This is a genomic window from Listeria kieliensis (assembly GCF_003369925.1).
Classification (GTDB): domain Bacteria; phylum Bacillota; class Bacilli; order Lactobacillales; family Listeriaceae; genus Listeria; species Listeria kieliensis_A.
In genome coordinates, this window is the sequence record NZ_LARY01000001.1 from 832104 (window position 1) to 858440 (window position 26337).

A 26337-nucleotide genomic window follows, 5' to 3' on the forward strand; every position below is an offset into this window, starting at 1 on the left:
AGATTTATTTTGTAAAATATTGCTCTCGTGTTAAAATAGAAGGTGAGGTTTCAAACAATCCTAGATGTAAGAACTAGAATGGAAAGGTTTTGAAAAGAGTGGAAAATCTAATGCAAGATTTAGGTATTCAAATACCAGATCTTTTGATAAAACAAAATGAATCCCTAGCAAAGTACACGTATACGAAAACAGGCGGAGAAGCAGATCTGTTTGCTATGCCAAAAACGATTGATGAAGCTAAAAAACTTGTTCAGTATTGCCATGAAAACCAGATTGTGCTAACTGTTCTTGGGAATGGCTCGAATTTGATTGTAAAAGATGGGGGCATTCGCGGGGTTGTGATGCACCTTGATTTACTGAATGAAATTGTAAGAGAAGAAACACGAGTGATTGCTGGAAGTGGTGCAAAAATTATTGATGTTTCAAGGTTCGCACTGGAATCGCAACTTAGCGGTCTCGAATTTGCTTGCGGGATTCCAGGATCTGTTGGTGGGGCGCTTTATATGAATGCTGGTGCTTATGGCGGGGAAATCAGTGATGTACTTGACGCAGCAACTGTTTTAACACGTTCTGGCGAGTTGCTATATTTAAAGCGAGAAGAGCTAGCTGCTAAATACCGAAGAAGTACGATTGCCGATAAAGATTATATTGTATTAAGTGCAGAGTTTGCGCTAGAACTTTCAGAAAGGCAGCCCATTGAAACTAAAATGGCGGAACTTACGGAAGCACGTGAAGCGAAGCAACCACTTGAATTCCCGTCTTGCGGTAGCGTTTTCAAGAGACCACCAGGCCATTTTGCTGGAAAGTTGATTCAAGATAGTGACTTGCAAGGTTTTCAAATTGGTGGTGCGCAAGTTTCCAAGAAGCATGCGGGTTTTATCATAAATGTAGGTGAAGCGACAGCAACAGACTATATGAAAGTGATCCATCATGTTCAAGAAACAGTAAAACGTAATTTTGGTGTAGATTTAGAAACTGAAGTGAAGATTATTGGAGAAGACAAGTGATTCTGATCGCTTGTCTTCTTATGTTTAAAAAAGTAAGAATAGGAAATAATGGTTGTGGAGAGATGTTTTTTTGAAAGGAAGTCGATAAAATGAAGGCTATCATTATGAATGAATACGGGGACAGTAGTGTACTTCAGTATGTAGATGATTTTCCGGACCCGATATTAAAAGATGATGATGTATTAATTGAAGTGAAGGCGGCAGCCGTTAATCCAATTGATTGGAAATTACGTCAAGGCTATTTAAAACAAATAATCGATATCCCTTTTCCCTTTATTCTTGGACTTGATGTTTCAGGGGTTGTAAAGGAAGTTGGAAAAGAAGTCACAATGTTTCAACCAGGGGATGAAGTTTACGCACGTGCGGATACAAGTCGAAATGGCTCTTACGCAGAAAAAATTGCGGTGAATCAATTATTTGTTTCAAAGAAACCAAGCAATTTAAATTTTGAAGAAGCTGCTTCTGTTCCACTGGCAGCGCTAACGGCTTATCAAGCCCTAAGAGACTTTGCTGGACTAGATAAAGGCGAACGGGTTTTTATTTCTGCGGGGTCTGGCGGAGTTGGAAGTTTTGCTATTCAAATCGCCAAAATTTTGGGTGCCTATGTAGTGACAACAACAGGACCTAATAATATTGATTATGTCAAAAGTCTCGGAGCAGATGAGGTCATTGACTATACGAAAAATGACAGTTTGGATATAGAACCGGTTGATGTTGTTTTCGATTTGATAGGAGGCAAAAGTCAAATTGAAAGTTTTTCGATTCTAAAAGAAGGCGGAAGAATTGGCTCAATTGCTGGAACGCCAGATCCAAAATTGGCGAAAGAAAAACGAGCAAATGCAAAAGGACTTTGGGTGAAATCAAGTGGCGCAGATTTAGATGAGCTTCGTAATTACATTGAAGCAGGTAAAATAAAAACAGAAATTGCTGCAAGATTTCCACTTGAAAAGGTAAAAGTAGCCCATGAGTTAAGTGAAACAGGGCATGTGAGAGGTAAAATTGTCATCGAAGTAGCGAAATAAAATAAGTGAAGCAAAATCCCCGGTTTCTTGCCGGGTTTTTTGTGTTCGAACATGCATCATAGCGGGTTATTTGGTACAATGAGATTAGGCATTTTAGAATGGGAGGATTTCACCTTTTGGATAGTTTGATACAGTTTTTTAAAAACAGAAGTGTACGGCGTGTTGCTGTTTTTGTTCTTGTCGCATTTATATTGTATTTGCTACGGAGCATGATGGATATTATTTTGCTGACTTTTATTTTTTCATATTTGATTACGCGCCTTGAAGGTTTCATTTTACGGAGAATTTCGATTTATCGGCAGATTATTGTGCTCTTGCTTTATGCAGTAATCGCGCTAGGTCTTGTTTTTGTGGTCGTTAAATATGTACCGCTTTTAACTGACCAAATTAAACAGTTAGTGAACTTCATCAATCAATTTTTTACAACAGATGATAGTGATAATGAGTTTATTAATTATATTGTTAGTCTGGCCAACCAAGTTGATGTTATGAAATATACTGAGCAAGGTGTGCAGATTATCGTCACTTACTTAACGAATATCGGGACCGTGCTGTTCAATGCGTTTATTGCTTTAATGCTGAGTTTGTTTTTCTCATTAGGGAAAGATCAACTCATTCGGTTTACGAACCAATTTGCAACGAGTAAAGTAGCTTTCATTTATGAAGAAGTAAAATATTTTGGTCAAAAATTTGTAGCTACTTTCGGAAAGGTAATCGAAGCGCAGTTTTTAATTGCTGTTGTTAACTGCGCGCTCACAACACTTGCCTTATGGATACTAGGATTTCCACAATTGATGACACTTTCCATCATGGTCTTTTTACTAGGATTAATTCCTGTTGCGGGTGTAATCATTTCGATGATCCCGCTCACAATCATCGCTTATACCATTGGTGGAGTTCAATATCTGATCTACATTATTTTGATTGTGGTAGTGATTCATGCGCTCGAATCTTATGTACTAAATCCAAAATTGATGTCTGCTAAAACTGACTTACCAGTTTTTTACACGTTTATCATTTTAATCTTCGGGGAGCATTTCTTCGGTATTTGGGGATTAATTGTTGGAATTCCAGTTGTTATGTTCTTCCTTGATGTACTCGGTGTGACTAATCAAGCTGAACACCTTTTAGAAAAGAAGCCAAAGAAGAACCCTAAACAAGATCCAGAGAGCTAAAGCTGGATCTTGTTTTATGCTGAAAGAGAGAAGAAGGGTGAATTAACACTTTTACAAGAAGATTTTTAAGTTTTCTTTCTTGCTGTTTAAAACTTCTTTAACTATTTTGTTTTATAATGAAAGCAATCATTAGTTAAAGGAGGAATTTAAATTGAAAAAAATACTTATATTCACAGTGCTACCTGTAACCTCCGTTTTACTAGCTGTTTTCCTTTATTTTCATTTTTTCGAAGGCTGGATGTACTTTTATTTGAACCAACTAATGCGAAATTATAGCTTTATTGATTATATAACCATTGCAATTACGGCAGCGCTTGTTTATTTAGCAGCTGTACAAATAATGAGTTTAGAATTAAACTTAAAATTATTGATCATTTCGTATTTGATTTATTTCGGATGTTTAGTCTTTTTATTATTTGCAAAAGATTCCCATGCACGCGGAATATCCTTTGACACATTCAGTTTCATCGAACCATTTTTAGCAGGAAATTTACGGGTAATTACAATCGGCAATGTCATTGCGTTTATCCCGATTGGTTTCTTAATGTGGAAACTAAGGAGCTATCAAGCATTTTCCCTTGCAGTAGCACTAATTATTGCTGTTGAAACTACTCAATATTATTTAGCTGTTGGATATTTTGATACTGGAGATATTTTCTTAAACGTATGTGGTATTATGACGGGGTATTTAATGATACGTTTTGCGAATTTCATTGTCAGTAAAAAGAACGCCAACAAAAGCGCATCCTAACACTGGGGGCGCTTTTGTTGGCGTTCTTAAAGAAAGTTACTCTTCTATATATTTACGAATTGTGAGCATTTGATCTTCCATTTTTGAAATGTTTGTAGCTGCATCTTCAAGCTTTTTGAAGGCTACAGGGGGGACATCGCCTTTATAACGTAAGGAATGCTCAAGGCTTGCCCAAAAGTCCATAGCAATCGTACGAATTTGGATTTCAATACGAAAAATCTCACTTTTTTCAGATAAAAAGATCGGGATTGCAACGATAATATGTAAACTTCTGTATCCGCTTTCTTTTGGGTTTTTAATATAATCTTTGGTACGGATCAATTCGACATCATCTTGAGAAACAAGCATGTTTACAATATCATAGACATCATCCACGTAGGAACAAGTAACACGAATTCCAGCGACATCATTTAGTTCATTTCGGATGTTATCAATTGAAATCGTTTTGCCACGTTTAATTAATTTTTCACCGATACTTTTAGGTTTTTTAATCCTAGACTCAATCGAATGAATTGGACTGCGTTTTTTCTGAAGCGAGAGCTCATCAGCAAGAATTTCTAGTTTGGTTTTAACTTCTTTAATTGAACTGCGATAACACATCATTAAATACTGAAAATCCTCAAGGAAGGCCATATTTTGTTCAAATTGAGGGTTATCACCAAGCCAGCGCTGTAACTCGCGCATAACTTCTTTATTTTCCATAAGCAATCGACTCCTTAGAAACAATTAGGTGGACACATATGTATGATTCCCGATATAAAAGCCACTAAAACGTCGCAACATAGATAAAAAGAAGTATAAGACACCTAGAATCTAAAATAGTTATCATAAGAGTTATTCTTTTGGTTTTACTATTACTTCCTATAATATATATTATGTAAACTAGAAAAATTATTTTTCGTAAGGAGGAGTTTCGTTCTCCCCCTTACTTTTTAAGACTATTCATTAATCGTAACTCTTGCTTATATTTTTTAACTATATGATGATGTTCAGGTGTTTTTAGTGTAGTTAAATAGTGCTAGTAATTCGTTTGTTAGTGCCTTCGACAATAATGCCTTCACTATTATTAATGCAACAAAGATTTAATTGTTCTTTATATTGTACTTCTATATCCTTGGTTATTTTATTGAAAGGAATGTCATTATAGTGCGGTACTGTATAAAAATCAACTATATTTAATCCCGCAAAAGAATCTAGATTCGGAGCTTTTTTGGGACTATCCATTTTCTTGATGTACTCAATTGTTTTAGACAAAACAATGGCTCCAGCAGATTCGCCGATATATAGTTTTCCTTTTTGTATTTCTTCAATGATCATTTGATCCGCACCAGATTGCTTTAGTTCCTGTAGCAGAAAGAAACTATTTCCTCCAGTAACATAGATATAATTATTTTCTCTTAACTTTTGTTTGATTTCTTTTGGCTTTGCAGTAGACAAATCTAACTGGTCGACTATTAATCCCATACTTTCCAAAGCTCTTTTGCCTGATTTAACATAAAAGGTTATCTTTTCTACCTTGCTAGCTGTAGGAATAAATGTAACGGTCTTTCCAACCAACTCTTTGTTAAATGACTGCAACTCGGTAGATACTTCTGCAAATGAGGATACTAAAAATAAATTTTTCATAAACGTCTCCTTTTCTTCTTTATTTACGTTCTAGATTAACATTGAAAGGCGCAAATTCCTGACACTATTCTATACCTGTTTAATTTTCATCGGTTGATTTCACGATAAAAGATAAATCCCATTTTAGATTACCACATCGCGACTTAAAAATCTGTGGCTATTTTGTGGATTTTATATTTTTATTATTCGGAAAATAAACAAGTTGATTCTGCACTATTCTTACTTTCCATCACCTTGTTTTGAAAATATATTGACAGTCAGTATATCTCGCATAAAAAACAGAATCGCTAGAATGGCCATTTCAAATGGCTTCATCCAACGATTCTGTTCGGTAAATCGTAAATATACTTTTAAAATTCCCTATCTAAAATATTTTCATCCGAGCTTAGCTTCTTAGTCCACGTCCCTTGCTAATTAAGTACCAGCAAAGCGAGTAAAGAACTGCAATGAAGAGAATGAGAATTAACATGGAGACAACCGTTGACATATCCGTTGTTCCAAGAAAGCCGTATCTAAATCCTGAGATCATATAAACGATTGGATTAATTTTCGAAACAACTTGCCAGAATGGCGGTAACATCGAAATGGCATAGAAAACGCCACCCAGATAAGTTAGGGGTTGCAAAACAAAAGTTGGAACAATTGAAACATCATCATAAGACTGAGCAAAAATGCCGTTTAGTAATCCCGCTAAAGAAAATAGAATGGATGTCATTAACAGCGTGATAATGATAATTGTCCAGGAAAAAACATGCAGTGGAACGAAGAACAGTGAAATGAGTGTCACAAGAGCCCCTACTAAAATACTTCTTCCCATACCACCGATCACAAAGCCCCAGATAATTACATGTGTTGGAACAGGAGCAACCAGTAGTTCTTCAATATTTTTCTGGAATTTTTGCGAGAAAAAGGATGACGAAACATTGGCGTAGGAACTTGTGATAACAGACATCATGATCAGACCAGGAACAATAAATTCCATGTAGGAAAACCCGCCGATTTCCCCAATTCGCTTTCCAATTAAATTTCCGAAAATCACGAAGTATAAGGAAGTCGTAATCACTGGAGGTACCAGTGTTTGCACCCAAATTCGTAAATAACGGTTTGTTTCTTTTACTGCAAGACTTTTTAAAGCCGTAAAATAAAGACTAAACATTTTTCTCCTCCACTCGATGTTCTTCTTCTGTGATTTTCAAGAACAGCTCTTCTAATCGGTTTGACTTATTTCGCAAGGAAAGAACTTTAATCCCCTGCTCTGTCAACTGTTCAAAGATTTCATTTACACCTTGATCACGCTCAACTTCAATCGCCAAAGTTAATTCATCTTCAAAATAGCTCTTGTAGCCGTTGATTTCTGGTTTTACGTCATAAGGAGCTAAATCAAAAATGAAGGTTTCAAATTGAAGCTTTGCAAGAAGAGCTTTCATACTCGTGTTTTCTACAAGCTCACCAGATTGGATGATCCCGATATTTCGGCAAAGCATTTCCGCTTCTTCCAGATAATGTGTCGTCAAAATGATTGTTGTCCCACTGGCATTTAATTCACGTAAAAACTCCCACATTTCACGCCTTAACTCGATATCTACTCCAGCCGTAGGTTCATCAAGAATAAGTAAACGGGGCTCATGCATCAGCGCCCTTGCAATCATCAATCGCCGTTTCATTCCGCCAGAGAGCATCCGAGCGCGAACATGGCGCTTTTCCCATAAATTGGATTGTTTTAAGTATTTTTCACTGCGCTTGATAGCTTCTTTACGTGAAACTCCATAATAACCGGCCTGATTAACAACAATTTGTTGGACCGTTTCAAAGGGATTGAAGTTAAATTCTTGCGGGACTAAACCGATTTGTTGCTTCATTCGAACCAGGTCTTTATCAAGATCGTAACCAAAAACTTTGACTTGGCCAGAGGTTTTATTAACTAATGAAGTGATAATTCCAATTGTGGTCGATTTACCGGCTCCGTTCGGTCCAAGAAGCGCGTAAAAATCCCCTTCTTCTACATTTAAATTAATTCCACGTAAGGCTTTGACACCAGTGGCATATACTTTTTTTAAATCTTTTATTTCAAGTGCATAGGTCATTTCAATTATTATCTCCCTTATCGATGATTTCATGGCCTGCTTCTACTTTAGGAAACGACAAATACCAAGCAGTTAAGACCCTATTTTATTCTAACACGCTCCAAAGTAAAACGCTTGACTCCAGACTCATGAAGGCGTTAAACATTATACTTGAGAATAGAAAAACCAGCAAACTTTATGCTTGCCGGTTGTTACTTCTATTTGTCATTTAGCGCTGTATTAAAAACCGTTTCTGCCACATTTTTCGTTTTGATCACCAATTTTTCTGGGTCGTGCTCCAAGTAAATAACCTCAATGACCTTGCCAGGTTGAACTTGGTCTAAAGCTTCTTGTAGTACCGTTTTTTTAGTGGAAACCGGCTGTGTGGTATGGTCTTTTAAGGCTACTTCGAGGTCTAACCAAACATTCACCTTAGCATCTGACATGCTATTTTCTGGACGCATCCCAATGACAGTCGCATAACTTGTGATGCCTTCTTTGCTAATTTTAAGTGCTTCAGCATCCATCATCCCTGTTTTTACAGCAAACTCTTCAAACAACTCTTGCATTTCTTCTTGGGTAAGCGCCTGATCTCCTGCTTTCGGCAGAGCAACCTTTCGCTGTTCATTCGTTACAACAGGAATCGGAGTGCCAATCCCTAATGCAGAAAGTTGTGTAAGGGGAATAAAGGCTTTTAAACTGGACTGAAAGCTTTCCCCTGACTTTTTGATGACCTCTACTTGCATTTCAACTTGTGGTTGTTGATTTAAATATGTTCCCGTTTGGGTCAGGCTGCGAATAATTCCAAGTGCTGCTTCCCCGTTTTTCACTCGTGAACTGCCGATGCCGACAAATGATAAAATAGAACTGATAACAAGAAGTCCAATTCCTCCGTAAATGCCAATCCGGAATATTGAGTTATCAAAGAAGTCGACGCTAGTCGTGTCCCGGAAAAAGATTAAATACATAATGGTTCCAAAAATCATAATAAAACCAAGTGACCATAGGATACGAGAGATATTTTTCATTGTTTCATCCACCTAACTTTCTTTTAATAATTGCACGATTTTTTTATACATATCAGAAGACTTTTTGTATTGCCTCTTTTGTTCGGCGCAAATGCCCAATACTTCATATAAAGCAACTAAACGTTCAACAATTGGATTATGTTCGAAATAATCAATGCAAGATTCTGCTTGCTCTTGTGCGAATTCATAGTTCTTTTGTTCAAGTGCCAGTTGCGATTTGTAAAAATGTAGGGCATAGGTTTGATCATCCGTTCTCGGAGCATGTTCAAGTGTCTGAATGAGCGAAGACAACTGATCGAATTGTTTTCCTAGAAGTGCAATATCTGCTTGATAAAGCAGAATAAGCGTAAAAAATGTCTTTTCAATCTGTGTCTGCTGTTGTAAAAAGTCATTAAAACGTTCACTTTCTTTTTTCGCTTCCATCAGTTGCTTCGTTTTAATCAGCATAACGATGCGATTATTGAAAATCATCACTTGATAATCCCCAATATGTGCGTGATCTAAATATAGAAGATTTTCTTCTGCCTTGGATAAACTAACAAGCGCTTCTTCATAGAGCCCCAAATAAAAATAATAATTACTTTGTAAAATATAAAGACTTGGAAGATGCGATTTAAAGTTTTTTAGCTGTATTTGGCGTAAGGCTTCATTTAATTGCTTTTTCGCTAGTTCAAATCTTTTCAGAGTAAGGAGAATTTCGATTTCTATTTTTTTAACAGCAATCCAAGCTTCTAAGTTTTCAGTAAGTAATGGAAGTAATTGCTGACAGTAAGTATTAGCTGCTTCATATTCAGCTTTAGATCGCAGAACTTGCATCTTATAAAAATAAAAAGCTTTTTTGAGAGGTGCTGGCAACTGCCTAATTTCTCTATCCGGAAACTCCTTTAAATAGAAGTTCAAATAGTCCATATGTAAATCGCTATAGTTGTCTTGGTCGTTCATAGATTGATAGAAACACGCTGTCATGAGCTTTGAAGCTAGTTCAAATACAAGAGCATCAGATTCTCTAGGCAGTGTGGCTACATAAGTCTCATCGATATCAGAAAAGGCGATCATCTGGTTCACGATTTCATCTGTCCCTTTTAAAATATGATTCGAAACATCTTCTGCTTTTAGTAAATAGTCCGTTGAGACATCTAACTTTTTAGCAAAACTTGCTGCCAAATCTTCAGCAAGGATATAGCGTCCCGTTAAAATATTAGAAAAATGTGGCAAAGTAATCAATCCACTCACAAGCTCTTTTCGAGTCATCCCCTTTTTGTCTATCAAGAAATTAATTCGTTCTTTTAGCATTTTCTCCTCCCTTTTTGCGTAGTTTCTTGCTATATATGTATCTTATCATAGAAAAAATTACAAATATAGTGATTAAGCACAATGCAAAAAGATTTCTTAACTAGCCTATCTAAACAACTTTTTCTCTTTTTATTTTGTAATAAAATAAGGATTTTGACAAAACAAAAAGGATCTTGCTCATTAGAACAAAACCCTTTTTGTTAGTTATTAATATAGAGGAACCATTTTTTTATCTACTTGAAGGCCAGAGTAGTCGTAAGCAGCAATGTAGACACTATCGCTTGTAGAGCGAACTTTATCTTTCGCATAATAGCGGAAGTTTGAGCTATCTAACACGCCTACAGAACTATATTGTAAGCCATTAACAACAAGTGCAACTTGTTTGATGTTGCCAGAATAAGTACCTGTTACAAATCCATCACCAATTTTGTAAGCAGCTGGCGATAGTCCAGAATTCGTCATAGCACCACTTAAGTTAACTTTTTTACGATCCACTTGTCTTCCAGATGCATCATATCCGATTACATAAACATTATAAGATGTAGAAGCTACTTTGTCTTTCGCGTAATAGCGGAAGTTTGTGCCATCTAGAACATCTACTTTGCTGTAGACACTGCCGTTTACTTCAAGAGCGACTTTCTTCACACTACCAGAATAAGTACCTGTTACAAATCCATCGCCGACTCTGTAGTTGCTCGGATAAACAGTTCCTGCTGCTGTTGAAGCACCATTTACGAGAACTTGTTTGCGATCAAGTTGTCTACCGCTTGCATCATAACCAACGATATAAACGCTATTTGATGCAGAAGTTACTTTATCTTTTGCATAGTAACGGAAGTTTACACTATCAAGCACATTTACTTGACCGTAAACAACACCATTTACTTCTAAAGCAACACGTTTAACTCCTCCAGAGAAAGTACCTGTTACGAATCCATCTCCAATGTTGTAGCTATTCGGATTTAGTGCACCTTGTTGGATTGTTTTAGCAACGACTTCTACTGTAATCACTTTTTTCGTTACATTTCCAACTGAGTCAGTAACGGTATATGTAACCGTATATTGACCTGGAACATTCACATCAACTGTACTATTGACTTGAATATCCCCTGTGATATCTCCATCTTCAGCATCAATTGCAGTAACACCACTTAGAGGTGAGAAAGCACTTCCTTGTTCAATTTTTTTATCAAAAGCATGAATAACTGGTGCTTCGTCAGGTGCTCCGAGAGTCAAGTTGGTTACTTTGGAATAACTAACATCCATGATGCCATTTGCATTTGGTTCGCGTTCTTTACCCACTACTTTTGCTGTAATCATTGTGCCAGCAGGATAAACTGTTGTACCTTTGTAATTCCAGTTTCCAGCAGTATCTACTGGGATATCTTTCGTAATTAGTGTGTTGTTTGTATAAAGTTCAACTGTATAGTCTTTTGGATGTTCGTTGATTCGATCTTGTACAGTCTTCCCTTTAAAGGTCTTATTATCCGTACTTTGTAAAGTTGTTGGTTCAATACTATTTTCCATCCATGAATTTTCGAACCAAGTCATCGAATTATCCGTAATCGATTTATCTGCTAAGTTGTTAGTTCCAAAATTAAGTGAGATATAATCTGGATCAACCGCATCTACTTTAAATGTGTAGCTTGGTTTTCTTTCGATAACACTTGTATAACCGCTCATTTTACGGTCTTTGTTCCATTTCGCTAGATCAATGAAAATGTCATTTGTCATATTCATCGTTGTAGAAGCTAAAACTTGTTCGCCGTATAGGTTAAGCGTATTGTTGTTTGCATCAAATTCAATTCTCGAACGATTTGCACCTTGGTTAGCTGCTACAGTCGAAATTTGTTGTGTGTTTGTGTAAAGTCCTGCCGCTCCTGCACGAATATACATCGTTCCGGAAAGATAAGATTTCCAGTTAGGGTCTTGGAAGAATTCTTTAAATTCTGGATCAATTTGAATTCGTTGTACTCCTTGATTGGCTATTCCAAGCGAGATAAGCGCATTACTTGATGCTTTGATTTTCAATGAGTTGGGTGAAGCAGGTGAAAATTCTAAAGCATCAAATGTATTTTTGTAATTAAGTCCAATCGCTCTTGGTTGAACCGATTTTGTTTCCCCTTTTCCTTGATTACTCTCTTCTGCAAGCACATTCGCCGGTACTGAAGCAAGAATTTGTCCGCCAGCAACTGCACCAATTACGGCAATGGCGAATCCTTTTTTTAATCCTTTTTTAGACAATTTAACTGTCCCCTCTCTGTTTTGAAAAATGAATAGTAAACGACGCTGTCTATCCTCCTTTATTGCTTTGTATATAAAACACATAGAATTTTAATTCAACGCGTTTTATTGAATACATTGAGAAATCTTGACTAAAAAAGTAAAATTTTCTCTAACAAGAATCATATCATGCTTTTTCAGAGGATTATGGACACCAGTACGTTTTTGGGCTTTTAAATGTGAATAAACTGTGAAACATTTTATGGAGCTTTTACGCATAAAAATACACTTCCTCATAAATAAGGAAGTGTATTTAAACTTTATTCTGTGACTTCTACGGCTTTTGTTTGATGTTCAGGAATGATTTTTAAGAAAAGTAAAGCCATACCAATGACAGCTAAAACAGCAGCAACGATGAAAGGATAGCTTGTTCCAAACATTTCACTAATGAGCCCTGACAAAAGTGGCGCAAAAGCGGCTCCGAGCCAGCGAACAAAGTTATAAGCGCCACTCGTTACACTCCGTGCATAAGGGGAGTGTTCCATAACAGTTGTTGTAAATAAAGCATTATTTATCCCAAGAATAAGTCCAGAGAGAATGATTAAGATGATTCGTATCCATAAAATAGAAATAATGCCAAGCAGAACCAAAATAATCGCACAAGAAGCTAGCGTGAACTTAAGTACGTGTTTTGAATTGAAACGATCCTCTAAAGCATGAGCGATTTTGGCTGACCCAAGTGCAAGACAAAGTCCCCAAGCAAAAAACACAAAGCCAATTTGAATGGCAGATAAGCCAAGAACAAGCGGTGAGTAGGCTAAAATAGTGAAGAAACAATAATAGTAAAACATACCGCTCGTTGCGATTTGAAGAAATGGCTTATAGGTGAACAGATGTAGCATTTGTTTAATCGGTACTTCTTTTTTTGAACTACTTTTTTCCTTGGCAGGTGCTTTCACTTTAAATAATACGAGTAAGCAAGCGATGAAAATTAATGTAGCCGTAGCAAAAAATGGATAACGCCAAGATAGATTTCCTAGAACTCCGCCTAGAAGCGGACCAAATGCCATTCCAAGTCCCATTGCTGACTCATAAAGGCCAATTGCGTGTGAAGGAGTATGTGATAGTGCAATAAGCATCGTCATTGCTGTTGCAAGAAACATTGAATTTCCAAATCCCCATCCGGCACGAAATATAGAAAGTCCGGTAATACTATTTGAAAACCCGCAAAGCAGCGCGAAAATCGTGACAATTGCAAGCCCTACTACGATAAGCTGCTTATCTCCAATTTTGCTAGCCACAATCCCAATTGGAATCATCATAATGGCCATTACAAAAATATAAGAGGTAAATAAAAGCTCAACCTGTGAATGTGTTGCTCCGATGCTTTCAGCAATACTTGGTAGAATAGGATCAACAATCCCTATTCCCATAAATGCTAGTAATGATGCAGCTACTGTAATCCACTTGCCTGCTGCTTTTTGTTTTTCGGTTAACATAAATAAAGTCCACTTCTTTCCCTAATTTATCGACCTTTCTATTTTATTCTAAAATAAATTATATGTCAATATTTACATATGTAAAAAGTTACTTATATAAAGCGTTGCATTTCACTCTGATATCATTTAGAATGTAGAAGAAATCACCATTTGAGGGAGTGAACTTCGTGACTGGATCAATTAATTTATTAGGTTATACATTACTTGAAATGATTGCTCGTGAAGCGTCAAGCGGATATGATTTAGCCTATCGGTTAAAAATTATGCAAAATACCCATCACAGTCAGATTTATCCAATGCTAGCAAAACTGGAAGATAATGGGTATCTCGTTTCTACGACACAATTCCAAGAAAGAAAGCCTAATAAAAAAATCTACGCGATTACAATTGATGGAATTGAACTTTTGCGAGAATGGTCGAAAACAGCAGTCAAAGTTCCAGTTTCACGCGATGAATTTATCATCAAACTACAACTAGATTGGCTAAATCCAAAACGAACGAAGGAACTACTAAAAGAACGAATCAGCTACCTTGAAGAACAACTTCAGGAGACAGAAAAAACCCTAGTAGCGATTCAAGAAACGCTCGGGCTAGTTTCTGCAGATGAAAAACAATCGAATATGCCCTATCAAATTTATCAACGAAAATATCAATTAACATTAACCGAAAAAAATTGGTGTCTAAGTTTGTTAGGCAAATAAAAAATGCTTCCGTTTGAACTTTTACGGAAGCATTTTTGGATTTACAGATAAGATTTAGTTTTTAAAATGTCATTTGCCATTTGAACGGTTTCCTTATCCGGCGTTTCAATTCCTTCCAGTGGGTAGCGTATTCCAAGTTTTTCCCATTTATAAACTCCCATTGTATGGTAAGGAAGGACTTCCACGCGCTTCACGTTTGGAAGAGTTGCAATAAAATCATGAAGCGCATGTAAATCAGTAGGATCATCAGTTTTTGTTGGGATAAGCACATGACGAATCCAGATAGGTTGATTTTTGTCGCGCAAATAATGGGCAAAATCAAGAATTGGTGCATTTGGTCTACTTGTTAATTTAAGGTGCTTTTCAGGATTCATTTGTTTAATGTCAAGCAAAATTAAATCTGTCAGCTCCATTAATTGATCTAGTTTTTGAATAAATTCAGGCTCTCTCGTGAAACAGCCTCCACAACTGTCAATGGTTGTGTGCACGCCAGCTTCTTTGCAAAGCGTAAACAATTCAATTAAGAAGTCAACTTGTAACAGCGGCTCTCCTCCACTTACTGTGATTCCGCCACCAGTTGCATCCCAAAATTCTTTATATTTAATCGCCTCATTAAAAACCTCTTGAGCGGTGCGCTCATTTCCAATTCCAATTTTCCAAGTATCTGGATTATGACAAAACTGACAACGCAGTAAACAACCTTGCAGAAAAACAATAAAACGAACACCAGGACCGTCTACGGTCCCCATGGTTTCTGTTGAATGAACATGCCCGATAACTTTTTCCATTCTGCTCTTCCTTTCAAAAATTTAATGATTGCAATTAATATAATTTTTTGTGCATTAATGAACTTATTTATTTAAAAGAACCCTCTACTGTTATCTTAACATATTCCTAAGAAAATACTACAGTTTTTAATAAAAAAAATAAAACGCTACCAAAGGCTTAGTTGTAGGAATAGAATCGAGGGTAAATGTCTAGGCCTGTACTACTGAAAATGTTGGATTCTGTTATAAAACACGAAGGAGATCGTATAAACTGTTTTCAAACGAAAATAGGATGCCTCCCTATTAGAGAAGCATCCTTTTGATTCCATATTCATTTGCATTAGCCTAACCAGAGTTTCTTGTCAGAAGTAGTAATTGCAGTCGCACCAGCTTGAAGCACTTGTTTTACTTGCTCATCTCGTTCGATTAACCCTCCAGCAATTACCGGAATGTGTACTTCACGAATCATTTTTTCGATTTGTTCTGGAAGAATTCCAGGTAAAAGTTCAATCGCATCCGGTTGAACCTTTTGAATGAGCGCTTTTCCTTTTGTGTAGGCGCTGGAATCAATCATAAACAAACGCTGGATAGCCAGCACTTTATGTTGTTTTGCTTTTAAAATCACGTTTCCGCGAGTAGAAATAATCCCCGCCGGTCGGATTTCTTGACAGAGAAAATCGATTGCATAGTCATCATTTTTTAGTCCATTGATTAAGTCGGCATGAAGCAACACCCTTTTTCCAGTCGAAGAAGCAAAACTCACGAGTGATTTAAGCTGTGCAACATGTGTTTCAAGCATAACCATATAATTTCCACTTATTTTTAGTTCGGCAATTTTTTCAATATCTTTTTGATTATGTGCGGCAGGAATAATTCGCTGTCCAGCAAACAATTCTGTCATATAGTTGTTCGCTCCCCTTTTGTTTACATCACCCGTTTGAACATTTTTTCAAGTTCATACGTCGTATATTTGATAATTACAGGCCGACCATGCGGGCAAGTAAATGGGTCACTAGCTTCACGCAACGTATCAAGAAGTGCTTCCATATCTTGCATCGTTAAATAATGATTGGCTTTGATGGATTTTTTACAGCTCATCATAATGGCTGTATCTTCGCGAAGCTTGTGAATGCTCACATTGGGTTCGTGAAGTGCTTCGTCAACAATTTCACGCAAAGTTTCCTCTTCTTCTCCCTTTGGAAACCAAGTAGGATGGGCCCGGATAATAAAACTATTTTGGCCAAACGGCTCCATGAAAACGCCGACTTCTTCAAGTTTTTCGCGTTGTTCTGTGAGTCTCACATATTCATCATTTGAAAACTCAAGCACAATTGGGACAAGTAATTCCTGCAATTCACGACTCACTTCGCCAATTTTTTCACGGAAAAACTCATATTTGATCCGCTCTTGAGCAGCGTGCTGATCAATAATATACAAGCCTTCTTCATTTTGAGCAAGAATATAAGTAGCGTGCATTTGACCAATTGGGTACATCTTAGGGATGCGAACCTTTCTTTCTTCTGCAACAGGTGCGCTGTCACTCACTTCATAACTGATCGTTTCTTCTTCAATGACAGTTTCAGAATCAAACTTCTCTTCCTCAGGAGAAACATATTCCGGAACAGAAGGTTTTTCAAACAAAGTAGGCGGTTCATTTTTTGTTGCTTCTTCCTTTGAAAAAGTCGCTTCTTTCGCTTCACTTGGCTTATTTGATTCAAATGACATTTGCAATTGTTCAGATTGAAGCTTCTCTCGCTTAGAAATAGCTCCGTCTGGAATCAACTGCAACTTATGAAACGCTTCTTTAAGTGCTTCTGAAATAAGTTCACCAAGTTCTTTCTCCTTGCTTAAGCGAACTTCAAGTTTTGCAGGATGCACATTCACATCGACAATAATCGGATCCATTTCGATCTCAAGAACAATGATCGGAAAACGTCCAATCGGAAGAAGCGTATGATAGCCATTTAAAATCGCTTTAACAAGGGCAAAGTTTTTAATATAGCGTCCGTTAATAATCGTCGAGATATAATTTCGATTCGAACGATTGACTTCTGGAAGAACCGCATAACCGCTAATTTTAAAATCAAGTGATTCTCCTTCAACAGGGACTGTTTTCTTAGCAATTTGAACGCCATAAATCGCTGCGATAACTTGACGTAAGTCACCGTTCCCACTTGTTGAAAGGAGAGATTTCCCGTTGTGGGATAAACGAAAGCTAATATTCGGATGCGACAAAGCTAATCGGTTCATAACATCCGTGATATTTCCAAGCTCAGTTGGCAACGTTTTTAAATACTTCAGCCGTGCCGGCGTATTGTAAAACAAATCCGTAACCGTAATTTCTGTTCCACGACGAGCAGAGTCGCTACGTTTTTCAACTTCTTTTCCACCTTCGATCACAATGGTCGTGCCTGTGTCTCCTGCAGAGGTAGTTAATTTTACTTTAGCAACAGAAGCGATACTTGGAAGTGCCTCCCCACGAAAACCAAGCGTGTGAACACGAAATAGATCTTTTTCCGTTTTGATTTTACTTGTAGCGTGCCGTTTAAAGGCAGTTGGGACATCTTCTGGCTCAATCCCAACTCCATTATCAATCACCGTCATTTTAGTCATGCCCGCTTCTTCAATCAATACATCAATAATCGTGCTTTTCGCATCAATCGCATTTTCCACAAGTTCTTTAATAACAGAAGCAGGCCGCTCAACAACTTCACCCGCAGCAATTTTATTGGAGAGGTTATCCGTTAATTCGATAATCTGTGCCACGACTTATCACATCCTTTAATGCAGTTTGCTTTGCAATTCAAATAATTTATTCATCGCATCAAGTGGCGTCATTTGCATCAAATTTAGTTTCTTGATTTCTAGTTCCACGTCACTTTTTCTTGCTACTGCTTGTTTAGGTTTTTCTTCAATCTCAAAAAGAGGTAATTGCATATCATCTGCTTTTAGCTCTTGTGCTGTTTCTCGCACAATAGCGCTTTCTTCCTCTTGCTCAAGTACTGCAGGAGTTGCAACAGATAATTTTTTCTCTCCTGTTTCGAGAGTCTTTAAAATTTCATCTGCGCGTTTGATCAAAGCTTTCGGTAGCTGAGCGAGTTCTGCCACATGAATCCCGTAGCTCTTATCAGCTGGACCATCTTTAATTTTGTGAAGGAAAACAACTTTGCCATTTTCCTCAATCGCACTTACATGAACATTTTCTAAATGCGAAAGCTCCCTATCAAGCACCGTTAGTTCGTGATAATGCGTAGAAAATAGCGTTTTTGCTTGTACATTTTCGTGAATATATTCGATGATCGCCTGTGCAAGCGCCATCCCATCATACGTAGCCGTTCCGCGACCAATTTCATCAAATAAAATCAAGCTGTTTTTCGTTGCGTGAACAATCGCATTCCTCGCCTCAAGCATTTCCACCATAAAAGTACTTTGCCCCGCGATTAAGTCATCTGCAGCCCCAATACGTGTAAACACACGATCAAAAACAGGTAAAATCGCTTCTTTTGCAGGAACAAAACACCCGACTTGCGCACAAATCGCCGTTAAAGCTACTTGCCTCATATACGTGCTTTTACCCGACATGTTTGGCCCAGTAATTAAAAGAATTTCACGGTCTTCCGACATATTGCAATCATTCGCGACATAACTTTGCGAACCCATGACGCGTTCAACAACCGGGTGACGGCCTTCCGTAATCGCGAGAGTCCCATCTTCACTTAACATAGGCTTCACAAAATGATTCCGTTCACTCACTTCGGCAAAACTTTGCAGACAATCAATCTCGCTAATGGCTTTAGCTAGCTTTTGCAAGCGATCAATATAAGCTTTTACTTGTTCACGAACTTCTGTAAACAATTGGTATTCTAGCTCCACAGATTTTTCTTCCGCATCTAGAATCAAGCGCTCTTTTTCCTTTAACTCCGGTGTGATGAAACGCTCAGCATTTGTTAAAGTTTGTTTCCGTTCATACCGGCCATCTTCAAGCAAATGCGTATTTGCACGGGTCACTTCAATGTAATATCCAAATACACGATTAAACCCGACTTTAAGCGATTTAATCCCAGTAATTTCGCGTTCTTTTTGCTCTAATTCCGCAATCCAAGTTTTCCCATTTCGGCTCGCATCACGGTATTCATCAAGTTGCCCGTTATAGCCATCTTTAATAATCCCGCCTTCTCGAATAGAAAGTGGCGGAGAATCAATAATAGCTTGTTCTAATAAATCAGCCAGTTCTTCGCAAGGATCTAGCTTTTCGCCAAGTTGATTCAAATTATCAGCACCCGAAAGTGAACCAAGATTTGCTTTGATTTTCGGAATTTGGAATAATGAATTGCGCAACTGGACTAGATCCCTTGCATTTACATTCCCATAAGCTACTCGACCAGATAAACGTTCTAAATCATACACGTTTTTTAGATTTTCAGCTAATTCCACGCGCTCAAAGAAATGCTTCATCAGCTCTTCCACGTCGGCTTGGCGAGTTTCGATCATTTCACGATCAATCAGTGGACGATCGATCCATTGCTTTAAGAGTCGACCTCCCATCGCTGTTTTGGTTTGATCTAATAACCATAGCAAGGTACCAGATCGCCCTTTACCTCGAATTGACTCAGAAAGTTCGAGGTTCCGCTTCGAATAATAATCCATTTTCATATATTGACTTGTTTCATAGTGAATCGCTTTTTGTAAATGACCTAAATCACGTTTTTGCGTTTCAGACAAATAATGGAGCAAAAGTGTGACCGCTTTTCGCTCAGAAAGAGCAATACTACGATCAAGTAATTTTTCGCTTTCGGCAGTTGCTTCAATTTCATCATGGAGAGAAACAACAAGTCCGAGCTGTTCACGAACCGCATCCGAAATAAAACTAGCATCATTAGAACGCGTCACTACTTCCTTTGCGGCAAGAGTCGATAGTTCGTTTATAAGCCGGTCATCTTGAAGCTCAAGCACCGTTGATTTAAGTTCCCCAGTCGATAAATCCGAATAGGCAAAACCAAATTCTTTGTCTTCATAAACATAAAACGCGGCAATATAATTATTTTCTTTTTCTTTTAGCCCCTTCTCATCCATCACAGTTCCAGGAGAAATCAATTGCACGACTTCGCGCTTGACCATTCCTTTAGTAGTTTTAGGATCTTCGACTTGTTCACAAATCGCTACTTTATAACCTTTTTCGATCAATGTATCAATATAGCCGCTAGCAGAGTGATAAGGAACACCGCACATAGGAATGCGTTCAGTTCCGCCTCCTTCTCTACCAGTGAGCGTAATTTCAAGGATTTGCGACGCCTTTAACGCATCATCAAAAAACATTTCATAAAAATCGCCTAGACGAAAGAATAAAAAAGCATCTTGGTAATTTTCTTTAATCGCCAAATATTGTTTCATCATTGGTGTATATTCAACCATTTTGTCCACTCATCCCCTATTTCCAGCAATTTAACTCTTCCATTCATTATAACATACCTAAAAACAGCTTTCCTGTGAAAAAAACAGCCTGAATTACTCTTCCATCTCCAATTTTCGCGTAACATTTTGATCAATTTCACGCGTAATGGACTGCAAGAGATCATTCGCATCCACTTGTGCGCGCCTAAAGTCACGCACAACCGGTAAATCATCAATTTCCTGCTTCAAACGCTCAATTTCCGCTTCCGTTTCTTTCATGGCTTCAAATTTCCCATAATGCTCCAAATTCACAGACTGCTTTTGAAGCAGCTTGATTTCCGCTATTTTTTCTTGCACTTTGGAATTGGCATCAATCGTTTCCTCTGCCCTTTTATAAAAGACAATTTCTTCCGTTTCCTGAAGCGCATCCCGAAGTTCCGCTGCTTTTCGCATAATTTCTTCCCGACTCGTCGTCAAAAATTCGTCCCCCTTCATTCATAAAACGGATGATCATCATTAATTAAAATTCGGTCAATCTGCATAGCTTTCCCCGTACCCTCGTTCAAGGTAATCAGACATCCAGAAAGCACCGTCCGACCAGATTTAGGCACCTCAAATCGAGTAGGCAATTGCGTTTTAAAACGCCTTAAAACTGCTTCACGTTCCATCCCAAGAATCGCATCATAAGGTCCTGTCATCCCAGCATCCGTCAAATAAGCCGTTCCTTCAGGCAAAATCCGATTGTCCGCCGTTTGCACATGCGTGTGCGTCCCAACAACTCCCGTCACACGACCATCCAAGTGCCATCCCATCGCTTGCTTTTCGCTAGTCGTTTCCGCGTGAAAATCAACGAAAATAAGCGGTGTTTTTTCACGAGCCTGAGCCACAAGTTCATCTACAGTTTCAAACGGATCACGCAAGTCTTGCCCCATAAACGTCCGCCCTTGCAAATTAATCACAGCAAGCAAATATTGATTGGACTTCACATAAACTAATCCTTGCCCAGGTGTTCCTTCAGGAAAATTTGCTGGACGTGCTAAATATTTGGCATCCTCAATAAATTCAAAAACATCCCGATTGTCAAAACCGTGGTTTCCAAGGGTTACCGCATTTGCACCGAGCTCTAAAAAACCTTTATAAATCTTTTCCGTAATCCCTCGGCCAGCTGCAGAATTTTCCCCATTTATAATCGTCATTGTAGGTTTATATTTTTGTTTTAACTTAGGGAGATATTCCGTTACCATGTCTCTTCCTGGCGAACCGACAACATCCCCAATAAATAAAATTTTCATTCTTTTTCTTACTCCATTCTATAACAAATTTAGATCCCACATCAAAATTTAGAACTGCGGCGTTCAAGACGTGCCACATCCCGAAAAACCCCGTTCATTTCACCAAGCAATTCATGAATACAAAGTGTTTTAAACCCAAAAGCGTGATGCAAAGCAAGACTACCTTCATTCTCTGGAAAAATAAGAGATTGTAACGTCCAAAATCCAGCCTTTTCACTTGCCTCAATCAATTGTTCCATTAAAAATTTTCCAACACCACGCCCGCGTGCTTCTTCAGCCACATAAAGACTTAACTCTGCCACCCCGCGATAGCTATCCATTGTGGAAACTGGCAAAAGTGCGGCCCAGCCAAGCACTTTATCCGTATCTTCCTCAAGAGCCGTTAACCTACAAGCCGCCAAATATTTCGTATCAAAACTTTTGAAATCCAATGCTACTGTTTGAAAACTCGCATTCCCCGTATCGATTCCTTGTTGATAGATTTTTCGAACTTGATCATAATTTTCTTTACTTATTTCACTAAGTCTAATCTTTTCTGTTTTCATAAAGCCTCATTCCTCTCCGTTGCTCGTTAAAATTCGAAAAACATGATAAGTGCCGAGAACTTTTGTCTCTCCACCTAGTAAAGCAATTTCTGAAAGTGCATTTTGCACAAGTTCTGTTTTTTTAGAAGAATAAAGATCAATTAGAAAGAAATATTCGCCAAGAGATGTTTTTAGCGGACGAGATTCAATTTTGCTCAAATCAATATCTCGCCAAGCAAAAGCAGAAAGCACCTTATGTAAAGCCCCCGGAAGGTTGTTAGGTAAAATCACACTGATTGACGTTTTTTCTTCGTCAGCAGGAAGCGAAAGTTTTAGCTCCTTCCGACTCAATACCGCAAACCTCGTTTGATTGAGCTCAATATCTTGTGCGTTATTTTGTACAACATGAAGACCATATTCAGTAGCAGCCATTTCAGGCGAAATCGCTGCAGCAAGCTCATCTGGATGCTCCTTAATCCATTTTGCCGCATAAGCCGTGGAAGGTGTTGCAATTTGTTCTACCCCATACAAATGATCTTGCAAAAACTTCGCACACTGGGCAAGCCCTTGTGGGTGACTAAGCACTTTTTGAGCGGATTTCCATACTGCTTCGTTTTTAGGATGAACCATCACATGTTGGGCGATCGGAAGAACAATCTCCGCTTGAATAGGAACATCAGCAAAATGAAATAAGTAGTCGAGCGTGATATTGACACCGCCTTCAATTGTGTTTTCAATGGGAACAACAGCCGCATCTACTTCTCCTTTTTGAATTGCCATAATGGCGTCTGGAATAGCACCAAGAGGCACAAGGTTTTCATCTGGGAAGGCATATTGAGCTGCACTATGAGTGAAAGAAGCCACCGGCCCCAAGTAAGCAATATCCATTTTTACAACAAGCTCCTTTAAAATGAAAAAGAGGTCAAGAAATTTCTCCAAAACACTTGAAAAAATTTCCAGTCCTCCCTCCTCTTATTCTTGAAATTCAAATTCAAAGTCTAATAGTCGAACAGTGTCACCGTCTTCGGCGCCGCGTTTTCTAAGTGCTTCATCCACACCCATTGCCCGCAGTTGACGAGCAAAGCGATTGATCGAAGCATCGCGTTCAAAATTCGTCATTGCAAATAAGCGCTCAATTTTTTCTCCGCTAAGCACAAAGGCACCATCCGAATCACGTGTGATCTCAAATTCAGGTTCCTCAGCATGGAATTTATAAAGAACTGTATTTTGTTCTTCTTGTTCCAGCACTTCTTCAAGTGGGAATTCAGGAGTCTCTTCCAGTTCATCGGCAATTTTGATTAGCAGTGGTTTGAGACCACTTTGTGTTAAAGCAGAAATCGGATAAATCGGTATATCCACGCCCACTTTTTCTGAAAAGGCTTGGAGCGCTTCATCGGCTCCTGGCATATCCATTTTATTTGCTACGATGATTTGTGAGCGTTCCATCAAACGTAGATTATAAGCTTCAAGTTCTTTATTAATAGTTAAATAATCTTCGTAAGGATCTCTTCCTTCAGAACCCGACATATCAATCACATGAACAATCACTCGTGTTCGTTCAATATGACGTAAGAATTGATGCCCAAGGCCAACGCCTTGACTTGCCCCTTCGATAAGTCCAGGTAAATCTGCCATCACGAAGCTGCGACCATCTCCAACATCCACCATTCCAAGATTGGGAACAAGTGTTGTAAAGTGATAAGCAGCAATTTTAGGACGAGCAGCTGAAACAATCGATAATAATGTAGATTTTCCAACGCTCGGGAAACCTACGAGACCCACATCAGCCAATACTTTTAACTCTAGTTGAACGGTCCTTTCAACACCTGGCTCTCCATTTTCAGAAAGCTCAGGAGCAGGATTAGCAGGAGTCGCAAACCTTTTATTACCCCGTCCCCCTCGTCCGCCTTTTGCGATTATAGCACGCTGTCCGTCTGCCACGAGATCAGCAATAATTTCACCTGTTTCTAAGTCTTTTACAACAGTACCAGGTGGAACCATTACAACTAAATCATTCGCACCTCGTCCGTGCATACTTTTACTCATACCATTTTCGCCGTGTGGAGCTTTGAATTTTCGCTTATAACGAAAATCAATAAGCGTACGTAAACCTTCATCAACTTGGAAAACAACATCTGCCCCTTTTCCGCCATCTCCACCAGCTGGTCCGCCATTTGGAACAAACTTTTCTCGACGAAAAGCCACCATTCCGTCGCCGCCATTTCCAGCTTTTACATCTATTTTCACTCGATCTACAAACATGTTTAATCTCCGTTCTATCAAAGTCTTACCTTTCATTATAACAATAAACCCTGATTCCGCAAGCGATTTTCTCAAGAAATTTCAAGTCAGATTTTCATAATTTAATCGGGCCTTACGAGTTTTGATGCCCTTTTCATTTTAAAAAGCACTTCAGCCCAAACAAAAAAAGTGCTTTAGACGATAAAAAAAGTCTAAAACACCTTTTTTAATTTTAGTGTTTATTCAAATGCTTGAGCCGCTTTAACCGCTTTATGCCACCCAGTATAAAGAGTTTCACGGGTATCATTATCCATTTGAACATCAAATTGTTTATTTAACTTCCAGTTTTTAACAATTTCATTTTTATCTTCCCAAACCCCAACAGCAAGTCCAGCTAAGTAAGCTGCACCAAGAACCGTTGTTTCTAAGTTTTCAGGACGCTCAACAGGAACATCTAAAATGTCAGCTTGGAATTGCATCAAGAAATCATTAGCAGATGCTCCTCCGTCCACACGAAGCGTTTTCAGCTCTATTTTTGAATCTTGTTCCATCGCATGAAGTACATCACGTGTTTGATAAGCTAGAGACTCAAGCGTAGCTCGAATGAAGTGTTCCTTTTCAGTTCCACGAGTGATTCCAAAAACAGCTCCCCTTACATCTGAATCCCAGTAAGGTGCTCCAAGGCCAACGAATGCAGGAACAACATAAACACCATCAGTTGACTCAATCTTTTCAGCATACCCTTCTGAATCACTTGATTTACGAACCATCCGAAGTCCATCACGTAACCACTGAATAGCTGATCCAGCAACGAAAATACTTCCTTCTAGTGCATAGTTCACTTTTCCATCTAGTCCCCAAGCAAGAGTTGTTAACAGCCCATTTTCAGAACGAACAGCCTTTTCACCTGTATTCATAAGCAAGAAACAGCCAGTGCCATAAGTGTTTTTTGCCATTCCGCTTTCGAAACAACCTTGACCAAATAAAGCTGCTTGTTGGTCCCCAGCGATCCCAGCAACAGGAACTTCTTCCCCGAAGAAATGATAAGGTGCTGTTGTTTCATAAATTTCTGAAGAAGGTCGCACATCAGGAAGCATAGCTTTTGGAACATTTAGCATTTCAAGCAAATCGTCATCCCACTTCAAGTCATAAATATTATAAAGTAAAGTACGAGAAGCGTTAGAATAATCCGTAATATGCGCTTTTCCACCTGTTAATTTCCAAACAAGCCAACTATCAATCGTTCCGAATAACAGTTCCCCATTTTCGGCACGTTTTTGTGCCCCATCAACATGATCCAAAATCCAACGAATTTTCGTTCCTGCAAAATAAGGATCAATCAATAATCCTGTTTTTTCACGAATCATGTCTTCCTTACCTGCTTCACGTAGCTTGCGACAAATTTCATCCGTTTGACGTGATTGCCAAACAATTGCATTATAAATGGGTTTTCCAGTTTCTTTATCCCAAACAACTGTCGTTTCACGTTGATTCGTGATGCCAATCCCAGCAATTTGATTGGTTTCAATATTTGTTTTAATAAGTACACCGGAAATAACGGCTAAAATGGATGCCCAAATATCATTCGCATTGTGCTCTACCCAACCAGGGTGCGGGAAAATTTGTTCAAACTCTTGTTGTTCAACGCCAATTACATCTCCATCACCATCAATAATCATGGCACGCGAACTTGTTGTTCCTTGATCTAACGCTAAGATATATTTTTTTTCCATA

Annotated in this window: 23 protein-coding genes; 5 read left to right on the forward strand and 18 right to left on the reverse strand. The window is 38.3% G+C overall.

Going from position 1 to position 26337, the window contains the following annotated elements; all coding sequences use genetic code 11:
• The first annotated feature begins 110 nt into the window (after positions 1-110).
• From murB to UR08_RS04175, 4 genes are all read left to right on the forward strand, one after another.
• On the forward strand, positions 111-1007 hold the full coding sequence (gene murB, locus UR08_RS04160) for a UDP-N-acetylmuramate dehydrogenase (protein WP_205757221.1): 897 nt from the start codon (positions 111-113) through the stop codon (positions 1005-1007).
• A gap of 89 nt (positions 1008-1096) precedes the next feature.
• Positions 1097-2029: an NADP-dependent oxidoreductase gene (locus UR08_RS04165; protein ID WP_115752391.1), complete on the forward strand. Its 933-nt coding sequence runs from the start codon at positions 1097-1099 to the stop codon at positions 2027-2029.
• 116 nt (positions 2030-2145) lie between these two features.
• Positions 2146-3204, forward strand: a complete 1059-nt coding sequence (locus UR08_RS04170; RefSeq protein ID WP_420812299.1) for an AI-2E family transporter — start codon at positions 2146-2148, stop codon at positions 3202-3204.
• 151 nt (positions 3205-3355) lie between these two features.
• On the forward strand, positions 3356-3955 hold the full coding sequence (locus UR08_RS04175) for a VanZ family protein (protein WP_115752393.1): 600 nt from the start codon (positions 3356-3358) through the stop codon (positions 3953-3955).
• 36 nt (positions 3956-3991) lie between these two features.
• Here UR08_RS04175 and UR08_RS04180 read toward each other — a convergent pair whose 3' ends face one another.
• The 8 genes from UR08_RS04180 to UR08_RS04215 form a co-directional block, all read right to left on the reverse strand.
• Entirely contained in the window at positions 3992-4657 is a 666-nt protein-coding gene (locus tag UR08_RS04180) for a GTP pyrophosphokinase (RefSeq protein WP_205757222.1), read from the reverse strand.
• A 306-nt stretch (positions 4658-4963) separates the two neighbouring features.
• The gene (locus tag UR08_RS04185; protein ID WP_115752394.1) at positions 4964-5581 is read right to left on the reverse strand and encodes a Type 1 glutamine amidotransferase-like domain-containing protein; all 618 of its coding nucleotides are present in this window, start codon (positions 5579-5581) and stop codon (positions 4964-4966) included.
• Between the two features lie 385 nt (positions 5582-5966).
• The gene (locus tag UR08_RS04190; RefSeq protein WP_115752395.1) at positions 5967-6737 is read right to left on the reverse strand and encodes an ABC transporter permease; all 771 of its coding nucleotides are present in this window, start codon (positions 6735-6737) and stop codon (positions 5967-5969) included.
• On the reverse strand, positions 6730-7665 hold the full coding sequence (locus tag UR08_RS04195) for an ABC transporter ATP-binding protein (protein WP_115752396.1): 936 nt from the start codon (positions 7663-7665) through the stop codon (positions 6730-6732). The genes UR08_RS04190 and UR08_RS04195 overlap by 8 nt, the downstream gene beginning before the upstream one ends.
• A gap of 197 nt (positions 7666-7862) precedes the next feature.
• A complete protein-coding gene (locus tag UR08_RS04200) occupies positions 7863-8672 on the reverse strand; it encodes a hypothetical protein (RefSeq protein ID WP_115752397.1) in 810 nt (269 codons plus the stop codon).
• A 12-nt stretch (positions 8673-8684) separates the two neighbouring features.
• Entirely contained in the window at positions 8685-9965 is a 1281-nt protein-coding gene (locus tag UR08_RS04205; RefSeq protein WP_115752398.1) for a helix-turn-helix domain-containing protein, read from the reverse strand.
• A 207-nt stretch (positions 9966-10172) separates the two neighbouring features.
• A complete protein-coding gene (locus tag UR08_RS04210; protein ID WP_165849943.1) occupies positions 10173-12209 on the reverse strand; it encodes an immunoglobulin-like domain-containing protein in 2037 nt (678 codons plus the stop codon).
• Positions 12210-12508: 299 nt separating this feature from the next.
• Positions 12509-13687 (reverse strand): MFS transporter, encoded by a 1179-nt coding sequence (locus UR08_RS04215; protein ID WP_115752400.1) that lies wholly within the window; start codon positions 13685-13687, stop codon positions 12509-12511.
• A gap of 209 nt (positions 13688-13896) precedes the next feature.
• On the opposite strand from UR08_RS04215, the gene UR08_RS04220 reads away from it, so the two are divergent.
• Positions 13897-14388, forward strand: a complete 492-nt coding sequence (locus tag UR08_RS04220; RefSeq protein ID WP_115752716.1) for a PadR family transcriptional regulator — start codon at positions 13897-13899, stop codon at positions 14386-14388.
• A gap of 41 nt (positions 14389-14429) precedes the next feature.
• Here the strand turns inward: UR08_RS04220 and pflA are convergent, their stop codons facing one another.
• From pflA to glpK, 10 genes are all read right to left on the reverse strand, one after another.
• Positions 14430-15176, reverse strand: coding sequence for a pyruvate formate-lyase-activating protein (gene pflA, locus UR08_RS04225; RefSeq protein ID WP_115752401.1), 747 nt, complete (start codon positions 15174-15176; stop codon positions 14430-14432).
• A gap of 319 nt (positions 15177-15495) precedes the next feature.
• A complete protein-coding gene (locus tag UR08_RS04230) occupies positions 15496-16056 on the reverse strand; it encodes a glycerol-3-phosphate responsive antiterminator (protein ID WP_115752402.1) in 561 nt (186 codons plus the stop codon).
• A gap of 23 nt (positions 16057-16079) precedes the next feature.
• A complete protein-coding gene (mutL, locus tag UR08_RS04235; protein ID WP_115752403.1) occupies positions 16080-17921 on the reverse strand; it encodes a DNA mismatch repair endonuclease MutL in 1842 nt (613 codons plus the stop codon).
• Positions 17922-17936: 15 nt separating this feature from the next.
• Positions 17937-20567 carry a DNA mismatch repair protein MutS gene (gene mutS, locus UR08_RS04240; RefSeq protein ID WP_115752404.1) on the reverse strand — a complete coding sequence of 877 codons (2631 nt, stop codon included), beginning with the start codon at positions 20565-20567 and terminating at the stop codon, positions 17937-17939.
• A 93-nt stretch (positions 20568-20660) separates the two neighbouring features.
• The gene (locus tag UR08_RS04245; protein WP_115752405.1) at positions 20661-21023 is read right to left on the reverse strand and encodes a YlbF/YmcA family competence regulator; all 363 of its coding nucleotides are present in this window, start codon (positions 21021-21023) and stop codon (positions 20661-20663) included.
• Between the two features lie 14 nt (positions 21024-21037).
• Positions 21038-21838, reverse strand: coding sequence for a TIGR00282 family metallophosphoesterase (locus tag UR08_RS04250; RefSeq protein ID WP_115752406.1), 801 nt, complete (start codon positions 21836-21838; stop codon positions 21038-21040).
• A 41-nt stretch (positions 21839-21879) separates the two neighbouring features.
• Positions 21880-22383 carry a GNAT family N-acetyltransferase gene (locus tag UR08_RS04255; RefSeq protein WP_115752407.1) on the reverse strand — a complete coding sequence of 168 codons (504 nt, stop codon included), beginning with the start codon at positions 22381-22383 and terminating at the stop codon, positions 21880-21882.
• 6 nt (positions 22384-22389) lie between these two features.
• Positions 22390-23250 (reverse strand): prephenate dehydratase, encoded by an 861-nt coding sequence (gene pheA / locus UR08_RS04260; RefSeq protein WP_115752717.1) that lies wholly within the window; start codon positions 23248-23250, stop codon positions 22390-22392.
• Between the two features lie 84 nt (positions 23251-23334).
• Positions 23335-24624 (reverse strand): GTPase ObgE, encoded by a 1290-nt coding sequence (gene obgE / locus UR08_RS04265; RefSeq protein WP_115752408.1) that lies wholly within the window; start codon positions 24622-24624, stop codon positions 23335-23337.
• A 218-nt stretch (positions 24625-24842) separates the two neighbouring features.
• A complete protein-coding gene (gene glpK / locus UR08_RS04270) occupies positions 24843-26336 on the reverse strand; it encodes a glycerol kinase GlpK (RefSeq protein WP_115752409.1) in 1494 nt (497 codons plus the stop codon).
• Position 26337 lies beyond the last annotated feature (1 nt).

Bases quoted from the DNA above. Each gene is read 5' to 3' on its own strand.
- murB (WP_205757221.1), top strand. From the start codon at position 111: ATGCAAGATTTAGGTATTCAAATACCAGATCTTTTGATAAAACAAAAT.
- UR08_RS04165 (WP_115752391.1), top strand. From the start codon at position 1,097: ATGAAGGCTATCATTATGAATGAATACGGGGACAGTAGTGTACTTCAG.
- UR08_RS04180 (WP_205757222.1), bottom strand. From the start codon at position 4,657: ATGGAAAATAAAGAAGTTATGCGCGAGTTACAGCGCTGGCTTGGTGAT.
- UR08_RS04185 (WP_115752394.1), bottom strand. From the start codon at position 5,581: ATGAAAAATTTATTTTTAGTATCCTCATTTGCAGAAGTATCTACCGAG.
- UR08_RS04190 (WP_115752395.1), bottom strand. From the start codon at position 6,737: ATGTTTAGTCTTTATTTTACGGCTTTAAAAAGTCTTGCAGTAAAAGAA.
- UR08_RS04195 (WP_115752396.1), bottom strand. From the start codon at position 7,665: ATGACCTATGCACTTGAAATAAAAGATTTAAAAAAAGTATATGCCACT.
- UR08_RS04200 (WP_115752397.1), bottom strand. From the start codon at position 8,672: ATGAAAAATATCTCTCGTATCCTATGGTCACTTGGTTTTATTATGATT.
- UR08_RS04205 (WP_115752398.1), bottom strand. From the start codon at position 9,965: ATGCTAAAAGAACGAATTAATTTCTTGATAGACAAAAAGGGGATGACT.
- UR08_RS04215 (WP_115752400.1), bottom strand. From the start codon at position 13,687: ATGTTAACCGAAAAACAAAAAGCAGCAGGCAAGTGGATTACAGTAGCT.
- UR08_RS04220 (WP_115752716.1), top strand. From the start codon at position 13,897: ATGATTGCTCGTGAAGCGTCAAGCGGATATGATTTAGCCTATCGGTTA.
- pflA (WP_115752401.1), bottom strand. From the start codon at position 15,176: ATGGAAAAAGTTATCGGGCATGTTCATTCAACAGAAACCATGGGGACC.
- UR08_RS04230 (WP_115752402.1), bottom strand. From the start codon at position 16,056: ATGACAGAATTGTTTGCTGGACAGCGAATTATTCCTGCCGCACATAAT.
- mutS (WP_115752404.1), bottom strand. From the start codon at position 20,567: ATGGTTGAATATACACCAATGATGAAACAATATTTGGCGATTAAAGAA.
- UR08_RS04250 (WP_115752406.1), bottom strand. From the start codon at position 21,838: ATGAAAATTTTATTTATTGGGGATGTTGTCGGTTCGCCAGGAAGAGAC.
- UR08_RS04255 (WP_115752407.1), bottom strand. From the start codon at position 22,383: ATGAAAACAGAAAAGATTAGACTTAGTGAAATAAGTAAAGAAAATTAT.
- pheA (WP_115752717.1), bottom strand. From the start codon at position 23,250: ATGGATATTGCTTACTTGGGGCCGGTGGCTTCTTTCACTCATAGTGCA.
- obgE (WP_115752408.1), bottom strand. From the start codon at position 24,624: ATGTTTGTAGATCGAGTGAAAATAGATGTAAAAGCTGGAAATGGCGGC.
- glpK (WP_115752409.1), bottom strand. From the start codon at position 26,336: ATGGAAAAAAAATATATCTTAGCGTTAGATCAAGGAACAACAAGTTCG.